Annotated in this window: 25 protein-coding genes and 2 riboswitches; of the genes, 12 read left to right on the plus strand and 13 right to left on the minus strand. The window is 72.9% G+C overall.

Annotated features, from left to right (window positions below; translation table 11 throughout):
• Positions 1 to 110: 110 nt before the first annotated feature.
• A complete protein-coding gene (locus tag AKI01S_RS40160; protein ID WP_067830629.1) occupies positions 111 to 848 on the minus strand; it encodes an adenosylcobinamide-GDP ribazoletransferase in 738 nt (245 codons plus the stop codon).
• A complete protein-coding gene (locus AKI01S_RS40165; protein ID WP_067830632.1) occupies positions 845 to 1,780 on the minus strand; it encodes a bifunctional adenosylcobinamide kinase/adenosylcobinamide-phosphate guanylyltransferase in 936 nt (311 codons plus the stop codon). Before AKI01S_RS40165 ends, AKI01S_RS40160 begins: the two co-directional genes overlap by 4 nt.
• Before the next feature lie 59 nt (positions 1,781 to 1,839).
• On the opposite strand from AKI01S_RS40165, the gene AKI01S_RS40170 reads away from it, so the two are divergent.
• The gene (locus AKI01S_RS40170; RefSeq protein ID WP_067830635.1) at positions 1,840 to 2,037 is read left to right on the plus strand and encodes a YegP family protein; all 198 of its coding nucleotides are present in this window, start codon (positions 1,840 to 1,842) and stop codon (positions 2,035 to 2,037) included.
• A 62-nt stretch (positions 2,038 to 2,099) separates the two neighbouring features.
• Here the strand turns inward: AKI01S_RS40170 and AKI01S_RS40175 are convergent, their stop codons facing one another.
• Together AKI01S_RS40175 and AKI01S_RS49835 are read right to left on the minus strand one after the other, a co-directional pair.
• Positions 2,100 to 3,101, minus strand: coding sequence for an aldo/keto reductase family protein (locus AKI01S_RS40175; protein WP_067830638.1), 1,002 nt, complete (start codon positions 3,099 to 3,101; stop codon positions 2,100 to 2,102).
• A 74-nt stretch (positions 3,102 to 3,175) separates the two neighbouring features.
• Entirely contained in the window at positions 3,176 to 3,751 is a 576-nt protein-coding gene (locus tag AKI01S_RS49835) for a DUF3043 domain-containing protein (protein ID WP_245681978.1), read from the minus strand.
• A 131-nt stretch (positions 3,752 to 3,882) separates the two neighbouring features.
• Between AKI01S_RS49835 and AKI01S_RS40185 the strand changes: the two genes are divergently transcribed.
• The 4 genes from AKI01S_RS40185 (at position 3,883) to pspAB (ending at position 6,622) form a co-directional block, all read left to right on the plus strand.
• Positions 3,883 to 4,725, plus strand: coding sequence for a PspA/IM30 family protein (locus AKI01S_RS40185; protein WP_218010009.1), 843 nt, complete (start codon positions 3,883 to 3,885; stop codon positions 4,723 to 4,725).
• Complete coding sequence (pspAA, locus tag AKI01S_RS40190; RefSeq protein ID WP_067830648.1) at positions 4,722 to 5,000, plus strand: PspA-associated protein PspAA; 279 nt, start codon at positions 4,722 to 4,724, stop codon at positions 4,998 to 5,000. The genes AKI01S_RS40185 and pspAA overlap by 4 nt, the downstream gene beginning before the upstream one ends.
• Positions 5,001 to 5,081: 81 nt before the next feature.
• Positions 5,082 to 6,014, plus strand: coding sequence for a M48 family metalloprotease (locus AKI01S_RS40195; protein WP_067830650.1), 933 nt, complete (start codon positions 5,082 to 5,084; stop codon positions 6,012 to 6,014).
• A gap of 5 nt (positions 6,015 to 6,019) precedes the next feature.
• Complete coding sequence (pspAB, locus tag AKI01S_RS40200; RefSeq protein WP_067830652.1) at positions 6,020 to 6,622, plus strand: PspA-associated protein PspAB; 603 nt, start codon at positions 6,020 to 6,022, stop codon at positions 6,620 to 6,622.
• A gap of 35 nt (positions 6,623 to 6,657) precedes the next feature.
• Here pspAB and nadA read toward each other — a convergent pair whose 3' ends face one another.
• Positions 6,658 to 7,848, minus strand: a complete 1,191-nt coding sequence (gene nadA / locus AKI01S_RS40205) for a quinolinate synthase NadA (RefSeq protein WP_084000721.1) — start codon at positions 7,846 to 7,848, stop codon at positions 6,658 to 6,660.
• A gap of 229 nt (positions 7,849 to 8,077) precedes the next feature.
• Here nadA and AKI01S_RS40210 point away from each other — a divergent pair, with 229 nt between their 5' ends.
• Both AKI01S_RS40210 and AKI01S_RS40215 read left to right on the plus strand, forming a co-directional pair.
• Positions 8,078 to 8,440 (plus strand): HesB/IscA family protein, encoded by a 363-nt coding sequence (locus AKI01S_RS40210; RefSeq protein ID WP_067830654.1) that lies wholly within the window; start codon positions 8,078 to 8,080, stop codon positions 8,438 to 8,440.
• Positions 8,441 to 8,659: 219 nt separating this feature from the next.
• Entirely contained in the window at positions 8,660 to 9,643 is a 984-nt protein-coding gene (locus tag AKI01S_RS40215; protein WP_067830657.1) for a carbohydrate kinase family protein, read from the plus strand.
• A 205-nt stretch (positions 9,644 to 9,848) separates the two neighbouring features.
• On the opposite strand, the gene AKI01S_RS40220 is transcribed toward AKI01S_RS40215, so the two are convergent.
• The gene (locus AKI01S_RS40220; RefSeq protein WP_084000723.1) at positions 9,849 to 10,160 is read right to left on the minus strand and encodes a sulfurtransferase TusA family protein; all 312 of its coding nucleotides are present in this window, start codon (positions 10,158 to 10,160) and stop codon (positions 9,849 to 9,851) included.
• Positions 10,161 to 10,260: 100 nt separating this feature from the next.
• A complete protein-coding gene (locus AKI01S_RS40225) occupies positions 10,261 to 11,418 on the minus strand; it encodes a cysteine desulfurase family protein (protein WP_067830659.1) in 1,158 nt (385 codons plus the stop codon).
• Positions 11,419 to 11,584: 166 nt separating this feature from the next.
• Between AKI01S_RS40225 and ctaC the strand changes: the two genes are divergently transcribed.
• The 4 genes from ctaC (at position 11,585) to AKI01S_RS40245 (ending at position 15,872) form a co-directional block, all read left to right on the plus strand.
• Positions 11,585 to 12,376, plus strand: a complete 792-nt coding sequence (ctaC, locus tag AKI01S_RS40230) for an aa3-type cytochrome oxidase subunit II (protein ID WP_067830661.1) — start codon at positions 11,585 to 11,587, stop codon at positions 12,374 to 12,376.
• Entirely contained in the window at positions 12,373 to 14,091 is a 1,719-nt protein-coding gene (ctaD, locus tag AKI01S_RS40235; protein ID WP_067830663.1) for an aa3-type cytochrome oxidase subunit I, read from the plus strand. Before ctaC ends, ctaD begins: the two co-directional genes overlap by 4 nt.
• A gap of 3 nt (positions 14,092 to 14,094) precedes the next feature.
• Positions 14,095 to 14,505 carry a cytochrome c oxidase subunit 4 gene (locus tag AKI01S_RS40240; RefSeq protein WP_067830668.1) on the plus strand — a complete coding sequence of 137 codons (411 nt, stop codon included), beginning with the start codon at positions 14,095 to 14,097 and terminating at the stop codon, positions 14,503 to 14,505.
• Between the two features lie 134 nt (positions 14,506 to 14,639).
• Positions 14,640 to 15,872 (plus strand): L,D-transpeptidase, encoded by a 1,233-nt coding sequence (locus tag AKI01S_RS40245; RefSeq protein WP_245681979.1) that lies wholly within the window; start codon positions 14,640 to 14,642, stop codon positions 15,870 to 15,872.
• 45 nt (positions 15,873 to 15,917) lie between these two features.
• On the opposite strand, the gene AKI01S_RS40250 is transcribed toward AKI01S_RS40245, so the two are convergent.
• From AKI01S_RS40250 to AKI01S_RS40275, 6 genes are all read right to left on the minus strand, one after another.
• Positions 15,918 to 17,267 (minus strand): M48 family metallopeptidase, encoded by a 1,350-nt coding sequence (locus AKI01S_RS40250; RefSeq protein WP_084000725.1) that lies wholly within the window; start codon positions 17,265 to 17,267, stop codon positions 15,918 to 15,920.
• On the minus strand, positions 17,264 to 18,529 hold the full coding sequence (locus tag AKI01S_RS40255; protein WP_084000726.1) for a gluzincin family metallopeptidase: 1,266 nt from the start codon (positions 18,527 to 18,529) through the stop codon (positions 17,264 to 17,266). The genes AKI01S_RS40250 and AKI01S_RS40255 overlap by 4 nt, the downstream gene beginning before the upstream one ends.
• 141 nt (positions 18,530 to 18,670) lie before the next feature.
• Positions 18,671 to 19,465, minus strand: a complete 795-nt coding sequence (locus AKI01S_RS54460) for a CHAP domain-containing protein (protein WP_067830671.1) — start codon at positions 19,463 to 19,465, stop codon at positions 18,671 to 18,673.
• 10 nt (positions 19,466 to 19,475) lie between these two features.
• Positions 19,476 to 19,613: riboswitch (cyclic di-AMP (ydaO/yuaA leader) on the minus strand.
• Positions 19,614 to 19,746: 133 nt separating this feature from the next.
• A complete protein-coding gene (locus tag AKI01S_RS40265; protein WP_067830674.1) occupies positions 19,747 to 20,253 on the minus strand; it encodes a C40 family peptidase in 507 nt (168 codons plus the stop codon).
• Between the two features lie 46 nt (positions 20,254 to 20,299).
• A riboswitch (cyclic di-AMP (ydaO/yuaA leader) is annotated at positions 20,300 to 20,499 on the minus strand.
• 450 nt (positions 20,500 to 20,949) lie between these two features.
• Positions 20,950 to 21,948 (minus strand): C40 family peptidase, encoded by a 999-nt coding sequence (locus AKI01S_RS40270; RefSeq protein WP_245681980.1) that lies wholly within the window; start codon positions 21,946 to 21,948, stop codon positions 20,950 to 20,952.
• Positions 21,949 to 22,166: 218 nt separating this feature from the next.
• Positions 22,167 to 23,468, minus strand: a complete 1,302-nt coding sequence (locus AKI01S_RS40275) for an NYN domain-containing protein (RefSeq protein WP_084000728.1) — start codon at positions 23,466 to 23,468, stop codon at positions 22,167 to 22,169.
• A gap of 265 nt (positions 23,469 to 23,733) precedes the next feature.
• On the opposite strand from AKI01S_RS40275, the gene AKI01S_RS40280 reads away from it, so the two are divergent.
• Positions 23,734 to 25,141: DEDD exonuclease domain-containing protein (locus AKI01S_RS40280; protein WP_067830679.1), on the plus strand; the 1,408-nt coding region annotated here is incomplete at its 3' end.

Below are 25,141 nucleotides of genomic sequence, written 5' to 3' on the forward strand. Positions count from 1 at the left end.
TCAGCGCGCCCAGCGCGTCGCCGGTGACCCCGCCGTGGCGGCGTACCGCGCGGCGCGGCGCCAGCGGCGCCGCCGTCAGGCCGACGGCCGTCGCCGGGGACGCCTGAGGGTCAGGCGGCGGCCAGGATCACCAGGGCGGTCGTCGTGGCGATCTCCACCAGGGCGCCCAGGACGTCGCCGGTGACACCGCCCAGGCGTCCCACCGCGCGGCGCAGGGTCAGCAGCGCCGCCGCCAGGCCGCCCAGGACCGCCGCCACACCGTACGGGCCCGCCACCAGGGACGCGGCGAGCACCACGGCCGTCACCACCAGCGCGGCGGGGGTCCCCACGGTCCCGGCGACCAGGGCGCCCAGGCCGCCGGGACGGGCCGAGGGGACGCCCGTCCGGCACGCCCAGGGCAGGGCCAGGCGGCCCGTCACGGCGGCGACCAGGGCGGCCACGGGGGCGTCCGGGGCCGAGGCCAGGGCCGCGACCTGGACCAGCAGGGCCAGCAGGAGCGTCATGACGCCGAACGGGCCGATGTCGGAGCGCTTCATGATCGCCAGGGCCTCGGCGGCGGGTCGGCCGCTGCCCAGGCCGTCGGCCAGGTCGGCCAGGCCGTCCAGGTGCAGGGCGCGGGTCAGGGCCGCGGACGCGGCGACCGCCAGCGCGGCGCCGAGCAGGGGCGACAGGCCCGCGGCGCCGCCCGCCAGCAGGACCAGGGCGGCGGCCCCGCCGACGATCAGGCCGGTCGCGGGGGCCAGCAGCATCGCGCGGCGGCCGGTCGCCCTGTCCACCGGGCCGGTGCGCAGCCGGACGACCGTCAGCAGCGGGACGGCCAGGCGCAGGCCGTTCAGCCAGCCGGTCACGCCAGCTCCACCACGCGGCCCGCCACGACCAGGGCCGCCTCCTCGGACTCGGCGACGAGCCGCTGGTTGAGGCGGCCGAGGGCGTCGGCGAACGCGCGCCCCGCCCGGTTGGCCGACACCAGCGAGAGCCCCACCTCGTCGCTGACGGCGATCACCTGGGCGGAGGTGGCGCGCCAGGCGGCGACCAGGGCGTCCAGGCGCGGCGCGACGGCCGCGGGGTCCTGCCACGCGCCGGTCTCGTCCATCACGGCGGCCAGCCAGGTGCCGATCCCGTCGATCAGCAGCGCGCCCGCCGCCGACTCCAGCAGCGGCGGCAGGTCGACGGTCTCCACCGTCCGCCACCAGGCCGGACGCCGCCGGCGGTGCGCCTCCACGCGGGCCGTCCACTCGGCGTCGCCGGGACGGTCCGGGCCGGTCGCCACGTAGGTGACGTCCGGGTGGCCCATCAGCCGCAGCTCGGCCTCCGCCGACTTGCCCGAACGCGACCCGCCCAGCAGGACGGTGCGCCAGGGGCCGCCCGGCGGGCGCGACCAGAACCCCGTCCGGCGTTCCAGCTCGGCGGGGGAGGGCACGCGGTGGTCGACGTGCAGGGCGTGGACCTCGGTCCGGTCCGTCACCGCCCCCGCCCGGCGCAGCCGCCCCAGGTGCTCGGGGGCGCCGACCAGGTCGAGCAGGACGGCCTCGTAGACCGCGCCGGGCACGGGCTCGGGGCACTCTCCCGGCCCGCCCGCCACCAGGAGGCGTCCCGCCACGTCGTGGCCGCCGGGGACCGCCCGGCCCCGCGGGTGCGCGGCCGGCGGGACGCCGTCCACCAGGACGCGGGCGGGCGCGTGCCGGATCCCGGCGGCGCGCAGCCGGTTGCAGGAGGCACAGCGGCAGCCCTCGGCGGGCCAGCCGTCCGGTCCCGCCACTCCACGGAGCTCCAAATCCATAATGATCGGAGAGCTTAGGGGCGGCGGCGCGTAGGCTCGCCGCGACGAGGGAGGTCGGGATGGCGTGGAGCTGGCGGCTGGAACGGGCCGACGGGCAGACGGTGGGCACGTCGGATGAGACGTTCACCACCCAGGCCGACGCCGAGACGTGGGTCGGCGAGAAGTGGCGCGCGCTGCGCGAGGAGGGCGTCGCCCAGGTGTCGCTGCTGGACGGCGACAAGGTCGTCTACACGATGAGCCTGGCCGACCCGCGGTGACCGCGCGATGACGGCGTGGGCCCGGCCTCCCCGGCCGGGCCCACGCCGCGGGACCGCCCGGCTCAGGGGCGCTTGGACGGGCTGGCGGTCAGGGCCGGATCGCGGATCACGACGTCGCCCAGCACGTCGTCGATGCGCTTGAGCACCTCGGCCTCCAGCGTCACCCCGGCGGCCTTCACGTTGTCGCGGACCTGCTCGGGACGGGACGCCCCGACGATCGCGGCGGACACGTTCGGGTTCTGCAGGGTCCAGGCGATCGCGAGCTGCGCCATGGTCAGGCCCAGCTCGTCGGCGATCGGCCGCAGGTCCTGCACGCGGGTCAGCAGGTCGTCGTCCAGGAACCGGCGGATCATGTCCGCGCCGCCCTTGCCGTCGGTGGCGCGCGACCCCTCCGGCAGCGGCCGCCCCGGCTGGTACTTGCCGGTCAGCACCCCCTGGGCGATGGGCGACCAGACGATCTGGCCCACGCCCTCGCGCTCGCAGAGCGGGACGACCTCCTCCTCGATGACCCGCCACAGCATCGAGTACTGCGGCTGGCTGGAGACGATCCGGTCGAAGCCCATCTCGTCGGCGATCGTCAGGGCGCGCTCGATCTCCTCGGCCCGCCACTCCGACACCCCGACGTACAGCACCTTGCCCTGCCGCACCAGGTCGTCGAACGCCCGCAGGGTCTCCTCCAGCGGCGTCTCGTAGTCGAAGCGGTGCGCCTGGTACAGGTCCACGTAGTCGGTCTGCAGGCGGCGCAGCGAGCCGTGCAGCGACTCCATGATGTGCTTGCGCGACAGGCCCCGGTCGTTGGGGCCGGGGCCGGTGGGCCAGTAGACCTTGGTGAAGATCTCCAGACCCTCGCGCCGCTGCCCCCGCAGGGCCCGGCCCAGCACCTCCTCGGCGCGGGTGCCCGCGTAGACGTCGGCGGTGTCGAAGGTGGTGATCCCCTCGTCGAGCGCCGCCGCCACGCAGGCGCGGGCGGCGTCCTCCTCGACCTGCGAACCGTGGGTGAGCCAGTTCCCGTAGGCGATCTCACTGATCTTCAGGCCGCTGCGGCCCAGTCGTCGGAACTCCATGCCGCCGACCCTAGCCGCCGATCCGCGAAGCCGATCAACCCCGCGGACCGGACCCGTCGCTCAGACCCCGCCGATCAGACCTTGTCCTTCTCGCCCAGCTTCACCTGCGGGGCGGGCATCCGCAGCCGGCGGATCTGCATCGCGCGCATCGCCGCGTACAGCCCGACGCCCTTGGCGTCCTCGTCCGGGTGGCGCTCGGCGGCCAGCCGCTTGACCCCGCGGCTGATCCAGAAGCCCTCGATGAAGACCGCGCCCAGCAGCACCGGCGGCACCAGCAGGCCGATCAGCCGGGCGATCGCCACCGGTGTCAGGCTCAGCACCACCACCGCGAACATGATGTACATCAGGTACGAGCCGATGGTGCGGCGGGAGTCCACGTAGTCACGGGCCATCCGGCGCACGGGACCGCGGTCGCGCTTGAGGAGGTACTTGTCGTCCCCTCGCAACATCCCCTCGCGCTGCTTGGCGCGTTCGGCGGCCTGCTTCTCGCGCAGCTTCCGATAGGCCTCCTTGCGCGTGTTGGGCGCGGTGATGGGCTGTCGGCGGCGCTTCTCAGCCTCGGAACGCTTGGGCGTGGGGCGCCCCTTTCCTCCCGGCTTTACTACCTGAGGAGGATTTTCGGGGGCTTCCTGGGTACGACGTCGGAACACGAGGTTCAGCCTACCGGCTGCGAACATCGTGGCTGCCTCGCGCGTTACAGCGTAGGGTGATATGAACCCCAGCAGTGGTCATAGAGCCCAGTTTCTGTACTGAGCGCACACGAAGGGACCGGCGCCGCGCGATGAGCGTGATGAAGCGAATGTCGATGATCTTTAAGTCCAAGGCGAACAAGACCCTGGACAGGATGGAAGATCCGCGCGAGACCCTTGACTACTCCTACCAGCGTCAGCTTGAGATGCTGCAGAAGGTCCGCCGGGGCGTTGCCGACGTCGCGACCTCGCGCAAGCGCCTGGAGTTGCAGATCAACGGCCTGGAGCGCGAGCAGGACAAGCGCACCGAGCAGGCCCGCAAGGCGTTGCAGGTGGGCCGGGAGGACCTGGCGCGCGAGGCGTTGCAGTCCAAGTCGGTGCTGGAGGCCCAGCTCGTCGACCTGCGGGCGCAGTACGAGCAGTTGCAGGGCGAGGAGGAGAAGCTGACGCTGGCCTCCCAGCGCCTGCAGGCCAAGGTCGACTCCTTCCGCACCCGCAAGGAGACCATCAAGGCCACCTACACCGCCGCCGAGGCGCAGACGAAGATCAACGAGGCGTTCACCGGCATCTCCGAGGAGATGGGCGACGTCGGCCTGGCGATCCAGCGCGCCGAGGAGAAGACCGAGAACATGAAGGCCCGCGCCGGGGCCATCGACGAACTGCTGGCCTCCGGGGCCCTGGAGGACTACTCCGGGCCCAAGGACCACATCCAGGCCGAGCTGGACCGCGTGGGCGCCACCGGCGGCGTGGACCTGGAGCTGGAGCGGATGAAGGCCGAGCTCGGCCAGGGCCCCGCGCCCAAGGAGCTCAACCCCGGCGCCCAGCAGGCCCCGCCGCAGGCGCAGCCCCAGCCCGGCTACCAGCAGGACCAGCAGGGTTACCCGCAGGCGCACCCGCAGCAGGGCTACCCGCAGCAGCCGGGGGGCCACCAGTGATCGTCCGGATCATGAGCGAGGGCCAGTTCGACGTGGCCCCGGCCGACCTGGCCGCGCTCAACGCGCTCGACGACGCCCTGGAGGCGGCGATCGAGAGCGGCGACGAGGCGACCTTCCGCAGGGCGCTGCACGCGCTGCTGGACGACGTCCGCAGGGTCGGCAAGGAGCTGCCGCCCGACAGCCTGGAGCCGTCGGAGCTGATCCTACCGCCCGCGGACGCCGACATCGACGAGGTCCGGCAGATGCTCGGCGACAGCGGGCTGATCCCCGACTGACGCGGAAAGTGTGACGCGGGGCACCACCGCGTTCCCCTGCGCGTCCTACCGTCCTGGGAGAGACGGACCGCAGGGGGACCGATGGGGCCGCCGTTCACCGACCGGCACTTCGAGCCGGACGCGGCGCTGTACCGCCGCATGTTCTTCACGATGGCGCTGGTGGCCGGCGTCTACGCCGCCGCCGTGCTGCCCTTCTTCCTGGTGGGCGGCCCGCTGTGGGGGCTGGCCGCCGTCGCCGCCGCCGTCGCGCTGGCGGTGGTCCAGTGCCGCTGGGCCGACCGCTTCGTGCTGTGGGCGACGGGGGCCCGCGAGGTGACCGCCGCCGCCGAACCGGAGCTGCACGCGCTCGTCGACCGCCTGTGCGTCTCCGCCGGGCTGCCCAAACCCCGGGTGGCGGTGGCCGCGACCCCGGTGCCCAACGCGTTCGCCGCCGGATCCGGCCCGGGATCGGCGATCGTCTGCGTCACCGACGGCCTGCGCGACGCCCTCGGCCCGGCCGGGCTGAACGCCGTCCTCGGCCACGAGATCGCGCACATCCGCAACCGGGACGTGCTGATCGCCGGGATCGCGGTCTTCCCCTGCCTGTGCGCGGACCTGTTCCTGGGCTTCTGGACGGGGCTGCTGCGGCCGCGGGGACCGCTGGGCCCCTTCGGGACGCCGCTGGCGGTGCCGCTGCTCCCGCTCGCCGTGGCCGCCGCCGCGCTGTACACCGCCGGGCTGGTCACGAGCATGGCGCTGTCGCGGCACCGCGAGCTGTGCGCCGACGCCACCGGAACGCTGCTGACCGGCCGCCCCACCGACCTGGCGGCCGCCCTCGGCAGGCTCGACGACGAGGTGCGGGGCGCGGGCGCCGCCGACCGGCGGGCGTTGCGCCCGGTCAGCGGCCTGTGCGTGGTCCCGGTGCGGGGCCGCCGGCGGGACGCGGCCGGGCTGCTGTCCAGCCATCCCACGCTGGCGCGGCGCGTCGCCCGGCTCACGCTGGTCTCCCGCCGGCTGGCGGCGGGCGGGCGGTGACCCGGATGCGCCCGCCCCTGCCCGGCCTTCTCGGCCGCGCCTTTCCCGGCCGGCCGGACCCGCCGCGTCCCGCCGCCGAAGACCTCCACCGCCTGGTCTCCGCGCTGCCCGCGCTGACCGCCGGGACCGGGTTCGTCCCGACCGGCGCCGGGGCGGTCTGCTACCGGCTCGTCGAGGGCGGCGCGTTCGGCGCGTTCGCCGGGGCGCGGCGGGAGCTGGACCGGCTGCTGGGCGGCCCGGACACCGAGGTGACCGAGAGCCCCTACGGGCACGCCTGGACGCGGCTGCGCCGCCCGCCCGAGGACTTCGACCGGCTGGTGGCCGACCTGTACCTGGTGCGGTCCACGCTGGAGCGGGCCGGGTTCGGCGCTTACCTGCTGTACGCGGCGGTCGGGTTCCGCCGGCGGGACCGGCAGCGCCTCTTCCTGGTCCACCTGCCGTCGCGGGGCACGTTCTACCCGTTCGCGCCCCGCCCCGGCGGGCGCCGGGAACGCCGCCGCAACAACGCCGTGGAGGCCGCGGCGCGCGAGGCCGTCGCCGGTGAGCTGCCCGTCGAGGCCGACACCGGCCGCTGGTTCCCCCTGTGGGACGCCCCCGTCCTCGACTGAGGACGGGGGCGCGAGGTCCCGGCGTTCCCCCCCGGCTAGGGGAGGGCCAGCATCTGGTCCAGCGCCACGCGCGCGTAGTGGGCCGTCTCCTCGTCCACCCGGATCACGTTCGCGACCTCGCCGCGGGCCAGCGACTCCAGCGACCAGACCAGGTGCGGCAGGTCGATGCGGTTCATCGTCGAGCAGAAGCACACGGCCTTGTCCAGGAACATCACGTTCTTGTCCGGGTGCGCGTTCGCCAGCCGCTTGACCAGGTTCAGCTCGGTGCCGATCGCCCACGACGACCCGGACGGGGCCGCCTCCAGCGTCCTGATGATGAACTCGGTGGAGCCGACCAGGTCGGCGTTGGTGACGACCTCGTGCCGGCACTCGGGGTGGACCAGCACGTTGACGCCGGGAACGCGGGCCCGCACGTCGTCCACCGACTCCTTGGTGAAGCGGCCGTGGACCGAGCAGTGCCCCTTCCACAGGATCATCTTCGCGTCCCGCAGCTGCCGCTGCGACAGGCCGCCCTCGGGCCGGTGCGGGCTGTAGACCACGCAGTCGTCCAGGGAGAAACCCATCTCCAGCACGGCCGTGTTGCGGCCCAGGTGCTGGTCGGGCAGGAACAGCACCTTCTTGCCCCTGGAGTAGGCCCAGTCCAGCGCCCGCTTGGCGTTGGAGGAGGTGCACACCACACCGCCGTGGCGGCCCACGAACGCCTTGATGTCGGCCGAGGAGTTCATGTACGTGACGGGCACCACGTCGTCGGCGATCCCGGCGTCCTCCAGGACCTCCCAGCACTCCTCGACCTGGTCGAACGTCGCCATGTCCGCCATCGAGCAGCCCGCCGCCAGGTCGGGCAGCACGACCTGCTGGTGGCCGGCGGTGAGGATGTCGGCGGACTCGGCCATGAAGTGCACGCCGCAGAACACGATGTAGGGCGCCTCGGGCCGGGCCGCCGCCTGCTGGGCCAGCTTGAACGAGTCGCCGGTCACGTCCGCGAACTGGATGACCTCGTCGCGCTGGTAGTGGTGGCCCAGCACGAACACCCGGTCGCCGAGCGCGGCCTTGGCGGCGCGGGCCCGCTCCACCAGGTCCGGGTCCGAGGCGGGCGGCAGCTCGCCGGGGCAGTCCACGCCGCGCTCGCTGGCCGGGTCGGAGCCGGCGCCGAGCAGCAGCAGCGGCAGGTCGCGCGCCGGGGCGCCGGGAACCGGCCCGGTGGTGCGCTCAGGGGTGACGGTCACGGGAGTCTCCCTCCTGCGACGGGGGACTTATCGTCGCTTTGACGACTAATCATCGCACACCCGGCGGGTGCTCCCGTCCGCCGGGGGCCCGGACCGCGAAAGCCTCCCGGGAAGCGGAATGAGCCGCGCGCGAGGTACGTTGTCCACGGGAAGAGGCGCACGCCGTCTCCGTGTAACGCGACAGACAGCCGCCGCAGGCGGCGCAGCAAGTGACCCGGGAGCTGAACACATGACGGTTTCAGGCGAGACCACGCAGGAGACCACGCAGCAGGGCGTCGTCCTGACCGACGCCGCCGCCGAGAAGGCCCGCGGCCTGCTCGAGCAGGAGGGGCGTGACGACCTCGCGCTGCGTGTCGCCGTGCAGCCCGGCGGCTGCTCCGGTCTGATCTACCAGCTGTTCTTCGACGAGCGGGAGATGGACGGCGACCAGGTGCAGGACTTCGGCGGCCTCAGCGTCCGGGTGGACCGGATGAGCGCCCCCTACCTGCAGGGCGCCACGATCGACTTCGTGGACACGATCGAGAAGCAGGGCTTCACGATCGACAACCCGAACGCCTCGGGCTCCTGCGCCTGCGGCGACTCCTTCAACTAGACTGGCGGGCGGACGCGGACCCTCGGGTCCGCCGGAGCCTCCGAGCGGCCCGGACGATCTGTCCGGGCCGCTCTTTTCTTGTGCCCCTTACCCCGCCGGGGGGTGCGCGTGCGCGGTGTCCCGTGGTGCCATGGCAAGTAGGCTTTGCCCGCCCGCCCCCTGCCGGGGTCGAACCACAGCCGGACATACAGCCGGACGACACCAGAGGAGAGCGACGCCGTGCGCATCGCCGTGACCGGTTCCATCGCGACCGACCACCTGATGACCTTCCCCGGACGGTTCACCGACCAGCTCATGCCCGACCAGCTCGACCGCGTGTCGCTGTCGTTCCTGGTCGACGAGCTGGAGGTGCGGCGCGGCGGCGTCGCCGCCAACATCTGCTTCGGCATGGGCAGCCTCGGCAAGGAGTCCATCCTGGTCGGGGCGGTCGGCGACGACTTCGCCGACTACCGGTCCTGGCTGGAGCGCCACAAGGTGGACACCGCCTCGGTGCACGTGTCGGAGCTGCGGCACACCGCCCGCTTCCTGTGCACCACCGACCAGGACCAGAACCAGATCGCCAGCTTCTACGCCGGCGCGATGAGCGAGGCCCGCGAGATCGAGCTCGGCCCCGTCGCCGACCGCGTGGGCGGCCTGGACCTGGTGCTGGTCAGCCCCAACGACCCCCTGGCGATGGTCCGGCACAGCGAGGAGTGCCGCACCCGGGGCATCCCGTTCGCCGCCGACCCCTCCCAGCAGCTGGCCCGCATGGACGGCGAGGACGTGCGCAGCCTCGTCGACGGCGCGGCCTACCTGTTCACCAACGAGTACGAGAAGGCCCTCTGCGAGGAGAAGACCGGCTGGAGCGACGCCGAGATCCTCGACCGGGTCGGCATCCGCGTCACCACGCTGGGCGCCAAGGGCGTGGTCATCGACCGCCGGGGCCAGGAGGGCCTGCACGTCCCGGCCGTCCCGGTGGACAAGGTCGTGGACCCGACCGGCGGCGGCGACGCGTTCCGCGCCGGGTTCCTCACCGCGACCGCCTGGGGCCTGTCGCTGGAGCGCTCGGCCCAGGTCGGCAACCTGATCGCCGCCCACGTGCTGGAGACCGCCGGCCCGCAGGAGTACAAGCTGGGCCGCCGCCGGTTCCTGGACCGGTTCGCCTCCGCCTACGGCCAGGACGCCGCCGACGAGGTCGCCCCGCACCTCGGCTGCGCTGGGTAAAAGGAGCGTCCGGCTCCGAGGGTCCGCCTGGGGGCCCACCCTCGGCCCGGAAGCTCGGCGAGTGCGTGATCGCTTCGCGACCTTCCCCCTGGACGCTCGGCTCCGCCGTCGCGTCCAGGGCTCAGACAGACGCACTCGCGTCGGCTGAGGCACGAGCACGCCGCGTTCCCGCTTCGGCGGGACGCGGCGTGCTTCTGTTCGCGGGTCAGTACATGCGGCGGATGTGGAAGCCCCAGCCGCCCTGGGGGAGGGTCTCCTCCCAGACGAACTCCTGGGACTTCATCCGGCACCAGGCCGGGATGTCGGTGCGGGCGGCCACGTCGTCGGCCCAGACGGACACGACCTCGTTGACCGGCACCTCGCGGATCCGCTCGGCCAGCATGATGATCGGGATCGGGCACTTGCGGCCCAGCGCGTCGATCACCAGGAACGGCGGCGGACCCGCGGGCTGCGGCGCCGGCTGCTCGGCCGGTGCCTGACGGGCGTTCTCGCGACGCGCACGGCCTCGGAACCTCATGGGCGCGTCCGCCTCCCTGTTCTGCTGTCCGACGGGGTGTTCGGGGCGGGGGTGTTCGGGGCGGGGGTGTTCGGGACGGGGGTGTTCGGGACGGGGACGGTCACGGGGCGGTCACCCCGGCGGCCCGGCGCAGCCGGGCGACGGCGTCGGGGAGCACGGCCAGGAACCGGTCCACGTCGTCCGACTTCGCGCCACGCGGCAGCGATACCCGGACGTTCCCATGGGTAATCACCCCCATCGCCTCCAAGACGTGACTGGGACGCAGCGTATCGGCCGTGCAGGAGCTTCCGGACGAGACCGCGAAACCCAGCCGGTCCAGCTCGGTCAGCAGCGCCTCGCCCGGCACGTACAGGCAGGAGAACGTGACCAGGTGCGGCAGCCGCCGCACCGGGTCCCCGACCACCTCCACGTCGGCGACCGCCCGCGGCACCGTCTCCCGGATCCGGTCCACCAGCGCCGACAGGCGGGGCGCGTCGGCGGCCATCTCCGACCGGAACGCCTCCAGCGCCGCCGCGGCGGCGACCGCGCCCGGCACGTTCTCGAAGCCCGGCACGCGGCGGCCCTCGCGTTCGTCCTCGGGCAGCGGCGACCGCCAGCGCACGCCCTTGCGGACCACCAGCACGCCCACCCCGGGCGGGCCGCCCCACTTGTGGGCGCTGGCCGTCAGCACCGACCAGCCCTCGGGGACGTCGGCCCGTCCCACCGACTGCGCGGCGTCCACCAGCAGCGGCACCCGCGCCGCCCGGCACGCCTCGGCGACCTCGGCGACCGGCTGGACCGTCCCGACCTCGTGGTTGGCCGACTGGAGGCAGGCCAGCGCCGTGTCGGGCCGCAGCGCCGCCGCGAACTCCGCCGGGTCCACCCGCCCGGCGCGGTCCACGCCCACGACGGTGACCCGGCCGCCGTCGCGCTCGTGCTGCTGGGCGGTGTGCAGCACGCTGGAGTGCTCCACCGCGCCCACCACCAGGTGGCCGCCGACACGCCGACGGGCCCGCAGGGAGCCGAGCATCCCCAGCTGGACCGCCTGGGTGCCCGAGGAGGTGAACGCCACCTCGTCGGGCCGGACCCCCAGCACCCCGGCCACCCGGGCGCGGGCCTGGTCCAGCATCATCCGGGAGCCGCGCGCCGCGCCGTACAGCCGCGCGGGGTCGGCCCAGCCGGCGTCCAGCGCGGACAGCAGCGCTTCCCGCGCCGCGGGATGCGGCGGCTCGGTGGAGGCGGCGTCGAGGTAGGCGCCGGGGGCGGAGAAGTTAGCCACGCCAGAACACTAACCGGGTACCCAGGACGGGGGTGCCGGGACCCTCGCGCTAATGTGTCCCCCAAACGTGTAACAACTGATCTCTCTGCCCGGGAGTTCCCTGGGCTCTCATCCGTGGGGAAGGCATTCCGTGAGTCCGACCCGCTCTAGGGAGCGGCGTACGCCTGTGCGCAGTCGCCGCGCATTGAAAAGCGCCGGCGCGCTGGGCCTGCTGGCGCTGACCGCCACCGCGTGCAGCGGCGAGATGTCCCGCCTGGGCATGCCCGAGCCGATCAGTGACCAGGCCGAGCGCATGCTGAAGCTCTGGCAGGGCTCCTGGATCGCTGCGTTCGCCGTCGGTGCCGTCGTCTGGGGACTGATCCTCTGGGCGGTGCTGTTCCACCGCAAGCGCTCTGACGACCTGCCGCCGCAGGTGCGCTACAACATGCCCATCGAGATCCTCTACACGGCCGTGCCGTTCGTGATCATCGGTGTGCTGTTCTTCTTCACCGCCCGCGACGAGGCCTACGTCGAGAAGCTCACCGACAAGCCGGATGTCACCGTCGATGTGATCGGCTTCCAGTGGAGCTGGCAGTTCGACTACAAGTCGGGGCCGGAGAAGAACGCCTCGACCGTCGCGTCGGTCGTCGGCGTCCCGGTGGCTCCGAACGCCCCCACGGGGGCCAAGCCGGTCATGACCATCCCGGCGGGCAAGAAGGTGCGCGTGCGGCTGCACGCCAACGACGTCATCCACTCGTTCTGGGTGCCGGCGCTCCTCTACAAGAAGGACGTCATGCCCGGCTACACGAACGAGTTCGAGTTCACGGCGAAGAAGACGGGAACGTACGAGGGCCGCTGCGCCGAGCTCTGCGGCGTCGACCACAGCCGGATGCTGTTCCAGCTCCGGGTCGTGACGCCCGAGCAGTACCAGAAGTTCCTTGACGACGCCAAGGCCAAGGCCGCGGGAGGCGCCAAGTGACCGCGATCAGTCACGCTCCGAGCGCGCCGGTCACCGCGTCGCGGACCTCCAAGGGGCGCCTCATCGCCAACTGGATGTCCTCGACCGACCACAAGGTGATCGGCTATCTCTACCTGATCACCTCTTTCTTCATGTTCCTCATCGGCGGCGTCATGGCGCTGCTGATGCGTGCCGAGCTGTACAAGCCCGGCATGCAGGTGATGAGCAACGAGCAGTTCAACCAGCTCTTCACCATGCACGGCACCGTGATGCTGCTGATGTTCGCGACGCCGCTGTTCGCGGGCTTCGCCAACGTCATCATGCCGCTGCAGATCGGCGCCCCCGACGTGGCGTTCCCGCGCATGAACATGCTGGCCTACTGGCTGTTCCTGTTCGGGAGCCTGATCGCGCTGTCGGGCTTCCTCACCCCGAACGGCGCCGCCAGCTTCGGGTGGTTCGCCTACGCCCCGCTGTCGGACGCGGTGCGCTCCCCGGGCATCGGCGGTGACCTGTGGGTCATGGGCCTCGGCATGTCGGGCTTCGGCACGATCATGGGTGGGGTCAACTTCATCACCACGATCCTGTGCATGCGCGCGCCGGGCATGACCATGTTCCGGATGCCGATCTTCACCTGGAACATCCTGCTCACCTCGATCCTGGTGCTGCTGGCCTTCCCGGTGCTGGCCGCCGCCCTGCTGGCCCTGGAGGCCGACCGCAAGCTGGGCGCCCACGTCTTCGACGCCGCGCACGGCGGCGCGCTGCTGTGGCAGCACCTGTTCTGGTTCTTCGGCCACCCCGAGGTGTACATCATCGCGCTGCCGTTCTTCGGCATCGTGACCGAGATCTTCCCGGTCTTCTCGCGCAAGCCGATCTTCGGCTACATCGGCCTGGTCTTCGCGACCATCACCATCGCCGGTCTGTCGATCACCGTGTGGGCGCACCACATGTTCGTCACCGGCCAGGTGCTGCTGCCGTTCTTCTCGTTCATGACGTTCCTCATCGCCGTGCCCACGGGGGTGAAGTTCTTCAACTGGGTGGGAACCATCTGGCGAGGGCAACTGACGTTCGAGTCGCCGATGCTGTGGTCGCTGGGCTTCCTGGTCACCTTCCTGTTCGGTGGCCTGACCGGCGTCATCCTGGCCTCGCCGCCCATGGACTTCCAGCTCTCGGACTCCTACTTCGTGGTGGCGCACTTCCACTACGTCGTGTTCGGCACCGTGGTGTTCGCGATGTTCGCGGGCTTCTACTTCTGGTGGCCGAAGTTCACCGGCAAGATGCTGAACGACCGCCTCGGCAAGATCCACTTCTGGCTGCTGTTCATCGGCTTCCACGGCACCTTCCTGGTGCAGCACTGGCTGGGCGCCGCCGGCATGCCGCGCCGGTACGCCGACTACCCCGACGAGTTCGTCGGCATGAACCAGATCTCCACGGTCTTCTCGTTCATCCTCGGCTGCTCGCTCCTGCCGTTCTTCTACAACGTGTACATCACGTACAAGAAGGGCAAGAAGGTCGAGGTCGACGACCCGTGGGGCTACGGCGGCTCGCTGGAGTGGGCCACCTCGTGCCCGCCGCCGCGGCACAACTTCAACTCGATCCCCAAGATCCGATCCGAGCGTCCGGCGTTCGACCTGCACCACCCGCACGTGGGCGCCAAGGGCGAGATCTCGGCGGCCGACGCCCGCGCCGCCGCGGTCGGGTCGGGCGCCTCGGACGAACAGAAGCTCAAGGGGGACTAGCCGATGCGCGTTCAGGCGTTCATGTTCTACGGGTGCGCGCTGTTCTTCCTCGCCACCGACGTCGTGTACTGGCTGTGGTCCAAGGACTGGACCGGCACCACGGCGATGGCCCTGGCCGTCGGCCTGGCGGGTCTGATCGGGTTCTACATCCACTTCACGATCCGCCGCCTGGAAGCCGCCAACGGCGGCCCGCTGTACGAGGACGACCCCGAGGGCGACATCGCGCAGGCGGCCGGCGAGATGGGCTTCTTCAGCCCGCACAGCTGGTGGCCGCTGTTCGTGGGCCTGTCGGCCGCCGCCATCACGCTCGGCGTGGTGTTCGGCTGGTGGCTGGTGCTCGCGGGCAGCGCCGCGATGCTGATGTCCGTGATCGGTCTGGTCTTCGAGTACTACCGGGGCCACTTCAGCCACTGATCGGCAAAGGATCCCCAGGGGGCCGGTGTCCCGCGTTCACGCGGGCGCCGGCCCCCTTCATAATGGGCGACGACCATGGTTTTCACGCCATGGAGTCAGGTCATTTCACACGGTGACGGCCCGGGGGGTTGACGGTGCGCGGCGGGGGATCGGAAGCGACGGACCGCGGGCGGCTGCCCGCCGCCCTGCTGCTCGCGGCGGCCATGGCGGCCGGCGCCGCGGGCTGCACCGGCAGCGACGCGGAGATGGCCGACAACTCCGTCCGGCTGGAGGTCGCGCCCGCGCACGACAGCGACGACCTGCGGCCCGACAGCCCCGTGACGGTGCGGGCCCGCAACGGCACGGTCGAGAACGTCACCGTCACGACCAAGGGCGACCCGGTCGAGGGGACGCTGAACGCCGACCGGACCGAGTGGCGCGCGACGTGGACGCTGCAGCCCGACACCCGGTACGCGGTGACGGCGACCGCGCTGGGCCGCGACGGCAGGACCCGGACCGCCACCAGCCAGTTCCGCACCGCCAAGGCCGACCAGGTCGTCGCCACGACGATCGAGGCGCCCTACGACAAGGAGACCGTCGGCGTCGGCATCCCGATCGTGCTGCGGTTCGACCGGGAGATCGCCGACCGGGCGGCCGTGGAACGGGCCCTGGAGGTGCGGTCGGCCAAGCCGGTCGAGGGGGCCTGGCACTGGTTCGGCAACCAGACCGTCGTGTTCCGGACCAGGAAGCACTGGCCGCGGCACACCGACGCCTCGTTCACCGCCCACCTGGCCGGGGTGCGGACCTCCAAGGGCACCTGGGGCGGGCGGAACCAGACGGTGCGGTTCCGCATCGGCGACGAGCACATCACCAAGGCCAGCGAGAACAACCACGAGATGGTCGTCCGCAAGAACGGCAGGGTCGTGCGGCGGATGCCGATCAGCATGGGCAAGGGCGGGCGGCTCAAGTACGTCACCACCAACGGCGACCACCTGACCATGGACAAGGAGAACCCGGTCGTCATGGACTCCTCCACGGTGGGGTGTCCTCCCGGCTGCCCGGACTACTACCGCCAGGTCGTCTACTCGGCCGTGCGGATCTCCAACAGCGGCGAGTACGTGCACAGCGCGCCCTGGTCGGTGGGGTCGCAGGGCAACTCCAACGTCAGCCACGGCTGCGTCAACGCCAGCCCGGCCGACGCGCGCTGGTTCTACGACTTCTCCTACCGGGGCGATCCCTTCAAGGTCACCGGGACGATCCGGGAGCTGGAGCCGGAGAACGGCTGGGGCTACTGGCAGCTCGACTGGGACGACTGGGCCAAGGGCAGCGCCCTCAAGCGGTCCCTGAAGATCGGGCCGGAGGGCACCACCCCCGTGCCGCTCACCTGAGCCCCGGACGCCCCCATCGGCCCTCAGGGGCGGCCCAAGGACGGTTCAGCGGCGGTTCAGGGGCGGTGGCACCGGAACGCCGTGCAGCTTCGCCCAGTCGCGGGCCATGGCGATCCGTTCCGGACCTGGCGGATGCGAGGACCACAGCAGGCGCTCCAGGCCGTTGGGGCGGGGATCGGACAGGTTGCGCGCCGACAGCTCGTGCTGCATCGACACGAACGTCGCCGGATCGCGGGTCAGGTCCAGCGCGTGGGCGTCGGCGCGGGCCTCCACGCGCCTGCTGACGAAGTTCTGCACGGGCCCGCCGAGCTGCGTGGCGACCGTCACCAGCGCCAGCACCAGCGCCACCGAGCGCGCGTCGGCCGCCGCCGCGCCCTCCGGCGTCCCGGACCGACGGGCCAGCCGGGGCGAGGACAGCAGCAGGGACAGCAGGCACACCGCCCCGGCGACGCCCAGCCCCCCGATCAGGGTGCCGTGCAGGACGTCCCGGTGCTTGGCGTGGCCGAGCTCGTGGGCCACGATCGACTCGATCCGCGCGGGCGGGGACTTCAGCAGCGTGTCGTACACCACGATCCGGCGGGTCGAGCCGAACCCGGACACGTAGGCGTTGAGCGAGGTGGTCCGCCGGGACGCGTCGGCGACCAGGACGTCCTCCACCGGGACCCCGTCGCGGTCGGCCATCGCCAGCAGGTCCGACCGCAGCCGCCCGGCGGGCAGCGAGTGGAACTTGTTGAACACCGGCTCCACCACCACCGGGTACACGAACGACCCGCCGACCACCAGCAGGAACGCGCCCACGGCCGCGCCCGTCCACCAGTAGCGCGGAAAGCGCCGCAGCAGCGCGTAGAGCAGCAGCAGCGCCAGCGACCACACCACCCATGTCACGGCCAGCGACCGGGCCTGGTCGCCCAGCCAGGAGCCCCAGGTCTGGGTGGACAGGCCGTAGCGGCGCAGCACCGTCTCGCCCCAGATCCCGAACGGCAGGCCCACCAGCCGCAGCACGGTGGTGAGGACCACGGCGGCCAGCGCGACCCGCAGCGGCCACCGCCGCCCCCGGGCGGTCGCCCAGCCCAGGAACCGCGCGCCGAGCGGGGTCAGGCCCAGCGCCAGGACGGCCAGCAGACCCACGGCCAGGCGGGTGTAGGCGATCGGGTTGAGCTCGGCGTCGAACGCGCGGGCGCGGGCCAGCTCGGCGGCGGAGAAGTCCAGCGCCGGGTCCGGGACGGTCCGCCCGCCGGGAACGTGGCCGGACAGCGGGTCCCAGGGCGTGGTGACCGCCAGGATCACGGCGACGGAGGCCAGCAGGACCCCGGCGGTGACCGCCGCCGCGACGCGGGGACGGCGGGCGTCCGCCGCCGGTGGGAGGGGTGCCGCCGGTGGGGTGTGGACCGTCAACGCAGTTCCCTTCGCAGGTAGTCGCGCCACAGGGCGGTGAGACGCGCCCGGTCCACGCCCAGCACCGCGCGCAGCGCGGCGTCCTCGGAGGCGCGTCCGGCGGCCCGGTAGAGCCGGACCAGCGTCGCCTCACCGTACCGCTGCGCGATCATCCGGCAGGCCAGCCAGGCCTCCTGGTAGGCCTGCGACAGCCGCCCGGAGCCGCCGTCGAACGCCGCCGGCCCCGGCAGCGCGTCCGGGAGCCGCCCCGCGGCGACCTCGCGGCGCAGTTCCCCGGCGGCGTCGCGCACCGCGACCTTCGCGTCCCGGTAGCCCACGTAGTCGGCCAGCCCCTCGATCAGCCACAGCGGGGTGCGGCCGTCGCGGGCGCCGCCGGTGGCCACATGGGTCAGCTCGTGGGTGAGCACGACCGAGCGGCCCAGCCCGTTCAGACGGGGGAAGGCGGCGGGGGAGATGACGATCCGGTCGCCGGCGTCGCCCGCGGCGACGGCCAGGGCGGCGATCGAGGCGAGGTCCCGGCCGCCGCCCACCAGGGCGGCGGCGCGCTCCGGGTCGGCGGGGGCGAGCGCGACGGCGCGGCGGGGCCAGCCGTCGCCGACCACGCGGGAGACGGCGGGCAGGGCCGCGTCCAGCCGGCGCGCGATCTCCTCCAGCCCGGCGGCGTCCCCGATCACCAGGCTGGACCGGCCGCGCACGACCCGCACCGGCCGGTCGTCCCAGATCTCGGCCTGCGCGGGGGCGGCGCCGGGGCCGGGCCGCCCCGGCCCCCTGATCACCCAGCCGCCGTCGCGGGGCGCGAACGCCAGGTACCGCGTCCGGGCGACCGGCCCGGGGTCGTGGCCGCGCAGCCGGTAGCGCAGGTCGATCCGCACGGTCACCGCGCCGGGCCCGGACTCGGCGGGGGCGTCGGCCAGCCGTTCCCGCCAGTCCTGGAGGGGCAGCCGGAGGAGGTTGTCGAACAGCGTCTCCTGCTCGCGCTGGAACGCGGCCGGGGCGGTGGCGACGGTGGCCAGGAACGCGGTGCGGTCGCGCTCGCGCACGGCGCGGGCGCGGTTGGCCAGCACGGTGCCGGCGGCCCGGCGGTCGAACCCGGCGGCGGAGACCGGGCGCGGGGCCGGGGCGCGCTCCGTCCCGGGGGAGGCGGGGGCCAGCGTGGCGGCGAGCCCGGCGGCCAGGCAGCCGACGGCCCCGGCCGCCACCGAGACGATCACTCGGCGGCGCCGGGGCCGTGCGGGCTCCGCCCGGCGGGGACCGTCCGTCATGGGGGCGATCCTATGCACGGGGACGGAGAGGGTTTCCAAGCGGCCTCAACCACCGCGCGAGCGCGTGACCTGACCGGTGGGGCGACGCCGGAGGCGAGCCCCCGGGGCGAGCGCCGTGGGCCAGGGCTTCTGGAACACGGCTTACTTGGCGTAGTCGGGGTAGCCGTAGCCGACGATCTGGCTCTTGTTGCGCGTCTTGATCTGGACGGCGTTGCCGGTGTTGCCCTCGACGGTCTTGACGGTGCCGTCGCCGTTGTCCTTGATGACCATGCCGACGTGCACGATGTCGTCGATGCTCTTGCCGCCCTTCCAGGAGAAGAACACGACCGCGCCGGGCTTGGCCTCGGTGCCCCAGCGGTTCCGGTCCTTGAACCAGTTGGCGTGCGCGATCGTCCAGGCGTCGGCGCCCATCTGGTCGCTGAACCCGAGCTGGTCGCCGACCCAGGAGACGAACATGGCGCACCACTGGGCGTCGGTGTAGCCGTCCAGGGAGCCGCCGTCGCGCTTGACGGTCTCCTTGGCGCGCTCGGTCTTCTTGTACCAGTCCTGGAACTTGGTCTCGCCCGCGCCGTTCTCCTTGATCCCGACCTGCGACTCGGCGATCTTGATGGCGTCGGCGGCGGTGGGCCGCTTCTTGGCCTGCTGCGCGGGCTTCTGGGCGGGCTTGGCCTGCTGCGCGGGCTTCTGGGCCGGCTGCTGGACCCGCTGCTGGGGCTGCTGCTGCGGGGCGACGGCGGCCTTGGCCACCGGCTGGGCGGGCTTGGCGGCGGCGATGGCGGCCAGCGCGCCGCTGCGGGGGGCGTCCTTGCCCGGCATCGGGACCGAGGCGGAGGCGGTGGCGGCGGCGGTGCCGATCACGGCGGCGCCGACGGCGAGGGTGCCGCCGGTGCGGACGGCGATCTTGAGCGGGCTGGGCTTGCGGTGCTTGCCTGACACGAAGATGGCTCCTTGGCTTCCATACCGCCTACCGGGTTAGCTGACGGGTTCGGGCGTGGAAGCTGCCCTACGGCCGCGTGGCGGCCGATTCACCCCAGGGGAGATTGGGTCCCCGGCTTCGCGCGCCCGGACAGGGCGCAACGGCGAACTCGGCGGTGGGCGCGTGCGCGCCCGTGACTACGGGTGGTTCCTCGATGAGGAGAAGGAGGGGGAAGGGGCGTGACCGCCGGGAGGATGGGAGACGGGGTCGGCGGTCACGCCCGTGGTGTGAGGGGGCGCCGTCAGAAGGGGCGGACGGCGCCGGCGAAGGTCCGCTTGCGGTAGCCGTCCAGCTTGACGACCTTCACCGAGCTCCCGCTGTGCGGGGAGTGGATCATGTGGAGGGTGTTGCCGGTCTTCTTGTAGACCAGGCCCACGTGCCGCTTGCCGTTGAAGAAGACCAGGTCGCCGGGGGCGAGGTTCTTCCAGGAGATCTTGTTCTTGACGGCGGAGTACTGCGATCCGGTCACGCGGGGCAGGGCGACCCCGGCCTTCTTGTAGGACCACTGCACCAGTCCGGAGCAGTCGAAGGCGTTGGGGCCCGAGGCGCCCCAGCGGTAGGGCTTGCCCTTCTTGGAGGCGGCGGCGCGCAGGGCCTTCTGGGCGAGCTTCTGGCGCTCGGCCCAGGACTTCTTCTTGGCCTGCTGCACGACCTTGGCCACGGGGGTGGCGGCGCTGGCCGAGGAGGTCCCGGCGACGGCGATCGCGGGGGTCAGGACGGCGGTGGCGGCCACGAGGCCGCCCGCCATGCGGGTCCGGCGGGGAATGCTGCTGGCAGCGTTGCTGGGCAGGGGTTGCTCCTTCTTCCAGACGCCTACCGGGTTAGCTGACGGGTTCGGGCTTGGAAGTCGCCCTACGGCGAGGCGGGCCGATGCGTGATCGGGAGGCCGCGCCGATTCACCCCGGGGTCGAGGCGGTTCCGGAAGCGATGTCCGGGACCGTGACCCAAGTGGGTCCCCGGTTCCGCGCACAGGCGGATTCGGCGTTGCCGACACGTTCGAGAGGCGTGGTGAAGCTCGCCGGAGGCACGGGACCCTGTCGTCCCGCGTGAACGCGCGGCTTGGTTGTCATGGGCAGGGCGGCCGGTCGTGCGGACCGGTGAACCGCCGGTGGCCTGGGCCCTCATGGTCCGCCGTGGCGCGCTCTCAGCGCCATGCACGCCGATTCGCGTGCGCACGGTGCGGCCGGGCCGGCCGAAGGTCTCCCTGGGAGACGGCCGCGACGTCTGGACGACGCCGGGCGGGTGGCGACACGTGGGACGTGCCGTCCGGGGGTTGTCCGTCGTCTGGGGGACGACGTGCGGGGAAAGACACCTGGAGGGTGCCTCAGGTGTCCACAAGGTATCAAAGGTCCACGTGATGGCAAATGCCCGGCAAAAATGACAACGGACCAGGTCAAGCCTGGTCCGTTGTGAGCAAAAGCCCGTGCCGACGGGGGATGCGGCGTTACGGGCGGCTCGCGCCGTAGTAGGTCTGCGCGTAGTAGCCGGATGTGATGTCGACCACTTCGACGTTCTTGCCGGTACGCGGCGCGTGGATCATCTTGCCGCCGCCGACGAACATGCCGACGTGCCCCAGGTTACGGAAGAACACCAGGTCACCGGGCTGCAACTGGCTCTTGTCGATGTGCCGGGTCGCGGCCCACTGGGAGTTGGTGGTGCGGGTGATGTTGACGCCCGCGGCCGCCCAGGCCTTCATGGTCAGACCCGAGCAGTCGTAGCCGCCCGGGCCGGTGCCGCCCCACACGTAGGGCTTGCCGAGCTGGGCGTAGGCGAAGTTGAGCGCCGTGCGGGCCGAGCCGCTGGCCGGGCCGTTGTAGGAGCCGCCGCCGCCACCGGAGCGGGGCTTCTCCTCCTTCAGGCCCAGCTTGCGCAGCAGCTTCTTCTGCGCGGCGACGTTCTTCTCGACCTCGGCCTTCTGCTTCTTGAGCTCGTCGGCCTTCTTCTTGACCTCGTCGTAGGCGGCCTGCGCCTGGGCCTGCTCGCGGCGCAGCCGCTGCGCGGTCTCCAGGAACTGGCCGAGGTCGTCGCTGCGGTTGCGCTGCAGGTGGGTGAAGACCGCCGCCTGGTCCAGCACGGCCTGCGGGTCGCCGGTGCCGACGAAGCCCGCCACGTCGCCCGTGTCGCCCTTCTTGTAGGCGTTGTTCGCCATCTCGGCGATCCGGGCGCGCTGCCGGTCGAAGGCCTTCAGCTCGCTGGCACCGGCCTTCTTGGCCTCGGTGAGCTTGCGCTTGGCCTTCTTGAGGTCCTCGGAAACCTGGTTGTACTTCTCGACCAGGTCCTCGACCTTCTCGTTGAGCTTCTCGAGTTTCTTCTCTGCTTCCGCCGCGCTGGGCTTGGGAGCTGCGTGCGCGACCGCGACGGGAGTCGTCAGCGTCGCCGTCACGGTCAGGCAGGCAACCGCCGCCATCCAGCGCGGGGCGCCGGCCTTGAAGTCCTTGGCCACAGTCCGGTTCGCCCCTCTCGTCCAACGATGTCAGCGGACGACACTAGCGAGGGCGATCATGCGCCACAACTGAAACGATGGTATTTGCAGACCTTAAGCTCACTTTGTCCACTTAAGGTGACCGGATCATCACAGCTCACGGGAGCCAGGGAGGCCGCGGAGGCCGCGGTATGGCGAACGCCACACGCCGCCGGGCCGGGCTGGGCCTGGCGTAACGGTCAGGAGCGCCCCAGCCGCCGCAGCAGCAGCGTGGAGGGCGCGGGCCTGGCCCCCGCCCGCCGCGCCGCGTCGGCCACCTCACGGTCGCTGGAGACCACCACCACGGCCCGGCCGGGCGGCTCGGCCCGCACCAGCTCCCCGATCATCTCGTCGGCGGTCTGCCCCGGCAGGCTGAACCGCACCCGCACCCCGCGCGGCGCCATGGTGGCCACCGGCGCGTCCAGCTCCGCGCCGTCGAACACCACCGTCACCTCCGCGCGGGTCTGCGCGGCCAGCCCACCCAGCCCCGCCAGCAGCCGGCGGCGCTGGTCGGCCAGCGGAAGCTCCCCATAGCCGGTCTTGGTGACGTTGTAGCCGTCCACCACCAGATGGACCTGCGGCAACGTCAGCAGCCGGTCCAGCAGCTGCGGGTCGTCGTCCGACAGGGCCCGGCCCGGCAGCGCCCGGTGCGGGGCGCCGCCCGGCTCGGCCCCGCCCACCGCGTCGGCGGGACGGCCGATCGTGGTGGGCAGCGCCAGCTCGCGCCGCACCCCCTGGGCGGCGTCCACCAGGGTGTCCAGCAGCATCCGCAGCCGCACGTCGTCGATGTTGCGGCCCTCGCGGGCGGCGCGGCGGGCGGCCTCGGCGTTGTTCTCGGCCTGCTCCAGCTTCGCGCGGACCTTGCGCAGCTCCTTCTCGGCGGCGGCCTTGGCCTCGCGGGCGACGGTCAGCTCGCGCTCGGTGTCGGCGGCCATCGCGTCGGCGTGCGCCTGGGCGGCCTTGGCCCTGGTGCGCGCCTCGTGCAGCTTGCGGCGCAGCTCGGCGTTCTCGGCCTTCAGCTCGCGCAGCTCGGCGCGCAGCTTGTCGGTCTCGGCGGAACGGGCCGCCTGCGCACCGGCCAGCTCCTGGCGCAGCGCGGCGATCCGCCGCTCGGCGGCCTCCTCCTCCGAGGCGGAGGCGGAGCGTTCCAGCTCGGCGCGGGCCGACTCCACCAGGTCCGACCAGCCCTCCGGGCGCAGCAGATAGGCGATGGCGGCCACCGCGACCGGCTCGGCGGCCGGCGGGACCCGCCCGGCCTCCACCTGCTCCACCAGATCCGGCTGCGACTCGCGCAGCGCCTCGGCGACCCGGCGGCGGAACCCCTCGTCCTTCTCCAGCAGCGCCGCGATGTGCGGCCCGGCGAGCTTGGCGCGCTTGCGCCGCTCGAACCGGGCGAACCGGCGCAGCGGAGCCGGGACCTCGTCCGGCGGCAAAGCACCGAGCAGCGCCGCGGCCGCCTCCAGCACGTGCTGGCGGACCGCCTCGGGGAGCGGGCGCGGCACCCGCTCCGCCGCCTCTGCGCCGTCGATGTCGCCGCTCCTTCCCTCGTGGCCGCCGGTGCGCTGATCTCTTCCCGGACGGCCGAAGCCCTAACCAGCGGGAACGTCCACCCGACCCGCCGTGGAGGGTGAAACCGGCCCCAGAATCCCCCCAGCGTAGCGGCACCGGCCCCGGCGGTGGCGGGCTCGCCGGAGGTCCGGAGCCTCCCGGGCGCCGGTCCCGCGGAGACCCCGCCCACTGTCGGTGGGGTGGCATAACGTCACCGACATGACGGCCGCGCATCCCGTTCAGGGGACCCTCGACGATCTCGGCACCCCCCTCGCCGACGTGACCTTCGTGGTGGTGGACCTGGAGACGACCGGGGCGTCCCCGAAGGACGCGGCGATCACCGAGATCGGCGCGGTGAAGGTGCGCGGCGGCGTCGAGCTCGGCGACCTGGCCACCCTGGTGGACCCCGGCGGGCCGATCCCGCCGTTCATCACCGCCCTGACCGGCATCACCCAGCAGATGGTGACGGCCGCGCCGCGCATCGGGCAGGTGCTGCCGGCGTTCCTGGAGTTCGCGCACGGCTGCGTGCTGGTGGCCCACAACGCGCGCTTCGACGTCGGGTTCCTCAAGGCCGCCTGCGCCGAGCACGGCTACGAGTGGCCGGACTTCCCCGTCGTCGACACCGTCGACCTGGCCCGCCGCACCCTCACCCGCGACGAGGTGCCCAACTGCAAGCTGGAGACCCTCGCCCGCCACTTCCGCACCACCGTCCAGCCCAACCACCGCGCCCTGGCCGACGCGCGGGCGACCGTGGACGTGCTGCACGGTCTGATCGAACGGCTCGGCTCGTTCGGCGTCTCCTCCCTGGAGGAGCTGCGGTCGTTCGCCAAGGCCCCGACCCCCGAGCAGCGCCGCAAGCGGTACCTGGCCGACGACGTGCCCAGCGCGCCCGGCGTGTACCTGTTCGAGAACGCCGACGGCGAGGTGCTGTACGTCGGCAAGAGCGGCGACCTGCGGTCGCGGGTGCGCAGCTACTTCACCGGCTCCGAGACGCGCTGGCGGGCCCGCGAGATGGTGGGGCTCGCCGAACGCGTCCGCACCGTCGTCTGCGCGACCGGCCTGGAGGCCGAGGTGCGGGAGCTGCGGCTGATCGCCCAGCACAAGCCCCGCTACAACCGGCGCTCCAAGTTCCCCGAACGGGCCGTCTGGCTGAAACTGACCGTCGAGCCGTTCCCCCGGCTGTCGATCGTCCACGAGTGCCGCGACGACGGCGCGAGCTACCTGGGGCCGCTGTCGTCGCGGCGCCAGGCCGAGGAGGCGCGAGCCGCGCTGCACGAGGCCGTCCCGCTGCGCCAGTGCACCCAGCGCCTCACCCTCACACTGATCGAGAAGGGGAGGGCCCGCACCTGCGCCCTGGCCGACCTGGGCCGCTGCGGCGCCCCCTGCGAGGGCCGGGAGACCCCCGAGCACTACGACGCGCACACCGCCGCCGCCCGGCGGGTGATCGAGGGCGACGCCCGGCCCGTGGTCGCCGCCGCGCGGACCCGCATCGACCGGCTCTCCGCCGAACTCCGCTACGAGGAGGCCGCCGCCCAGCGCGACCGGCTGGCGGCGTTCGTGCGGGCGGCGGCGCGCGGCCAGCGCCTCACCGCGCTGGCGCGCCTGCCGCAGCTGGTGGCGTCCCGGC

The sequence above is a fragment of the Actinomadura kijaniata NBRC 14229 genome, from assembly GCF_001552175.1.
Lineage (GTDB): Bacteria > Actinomycetota > Actinomycetes > Streptosporangiales > Streptosporangiaceae > Spirillospora > Spirillospora kijaniata.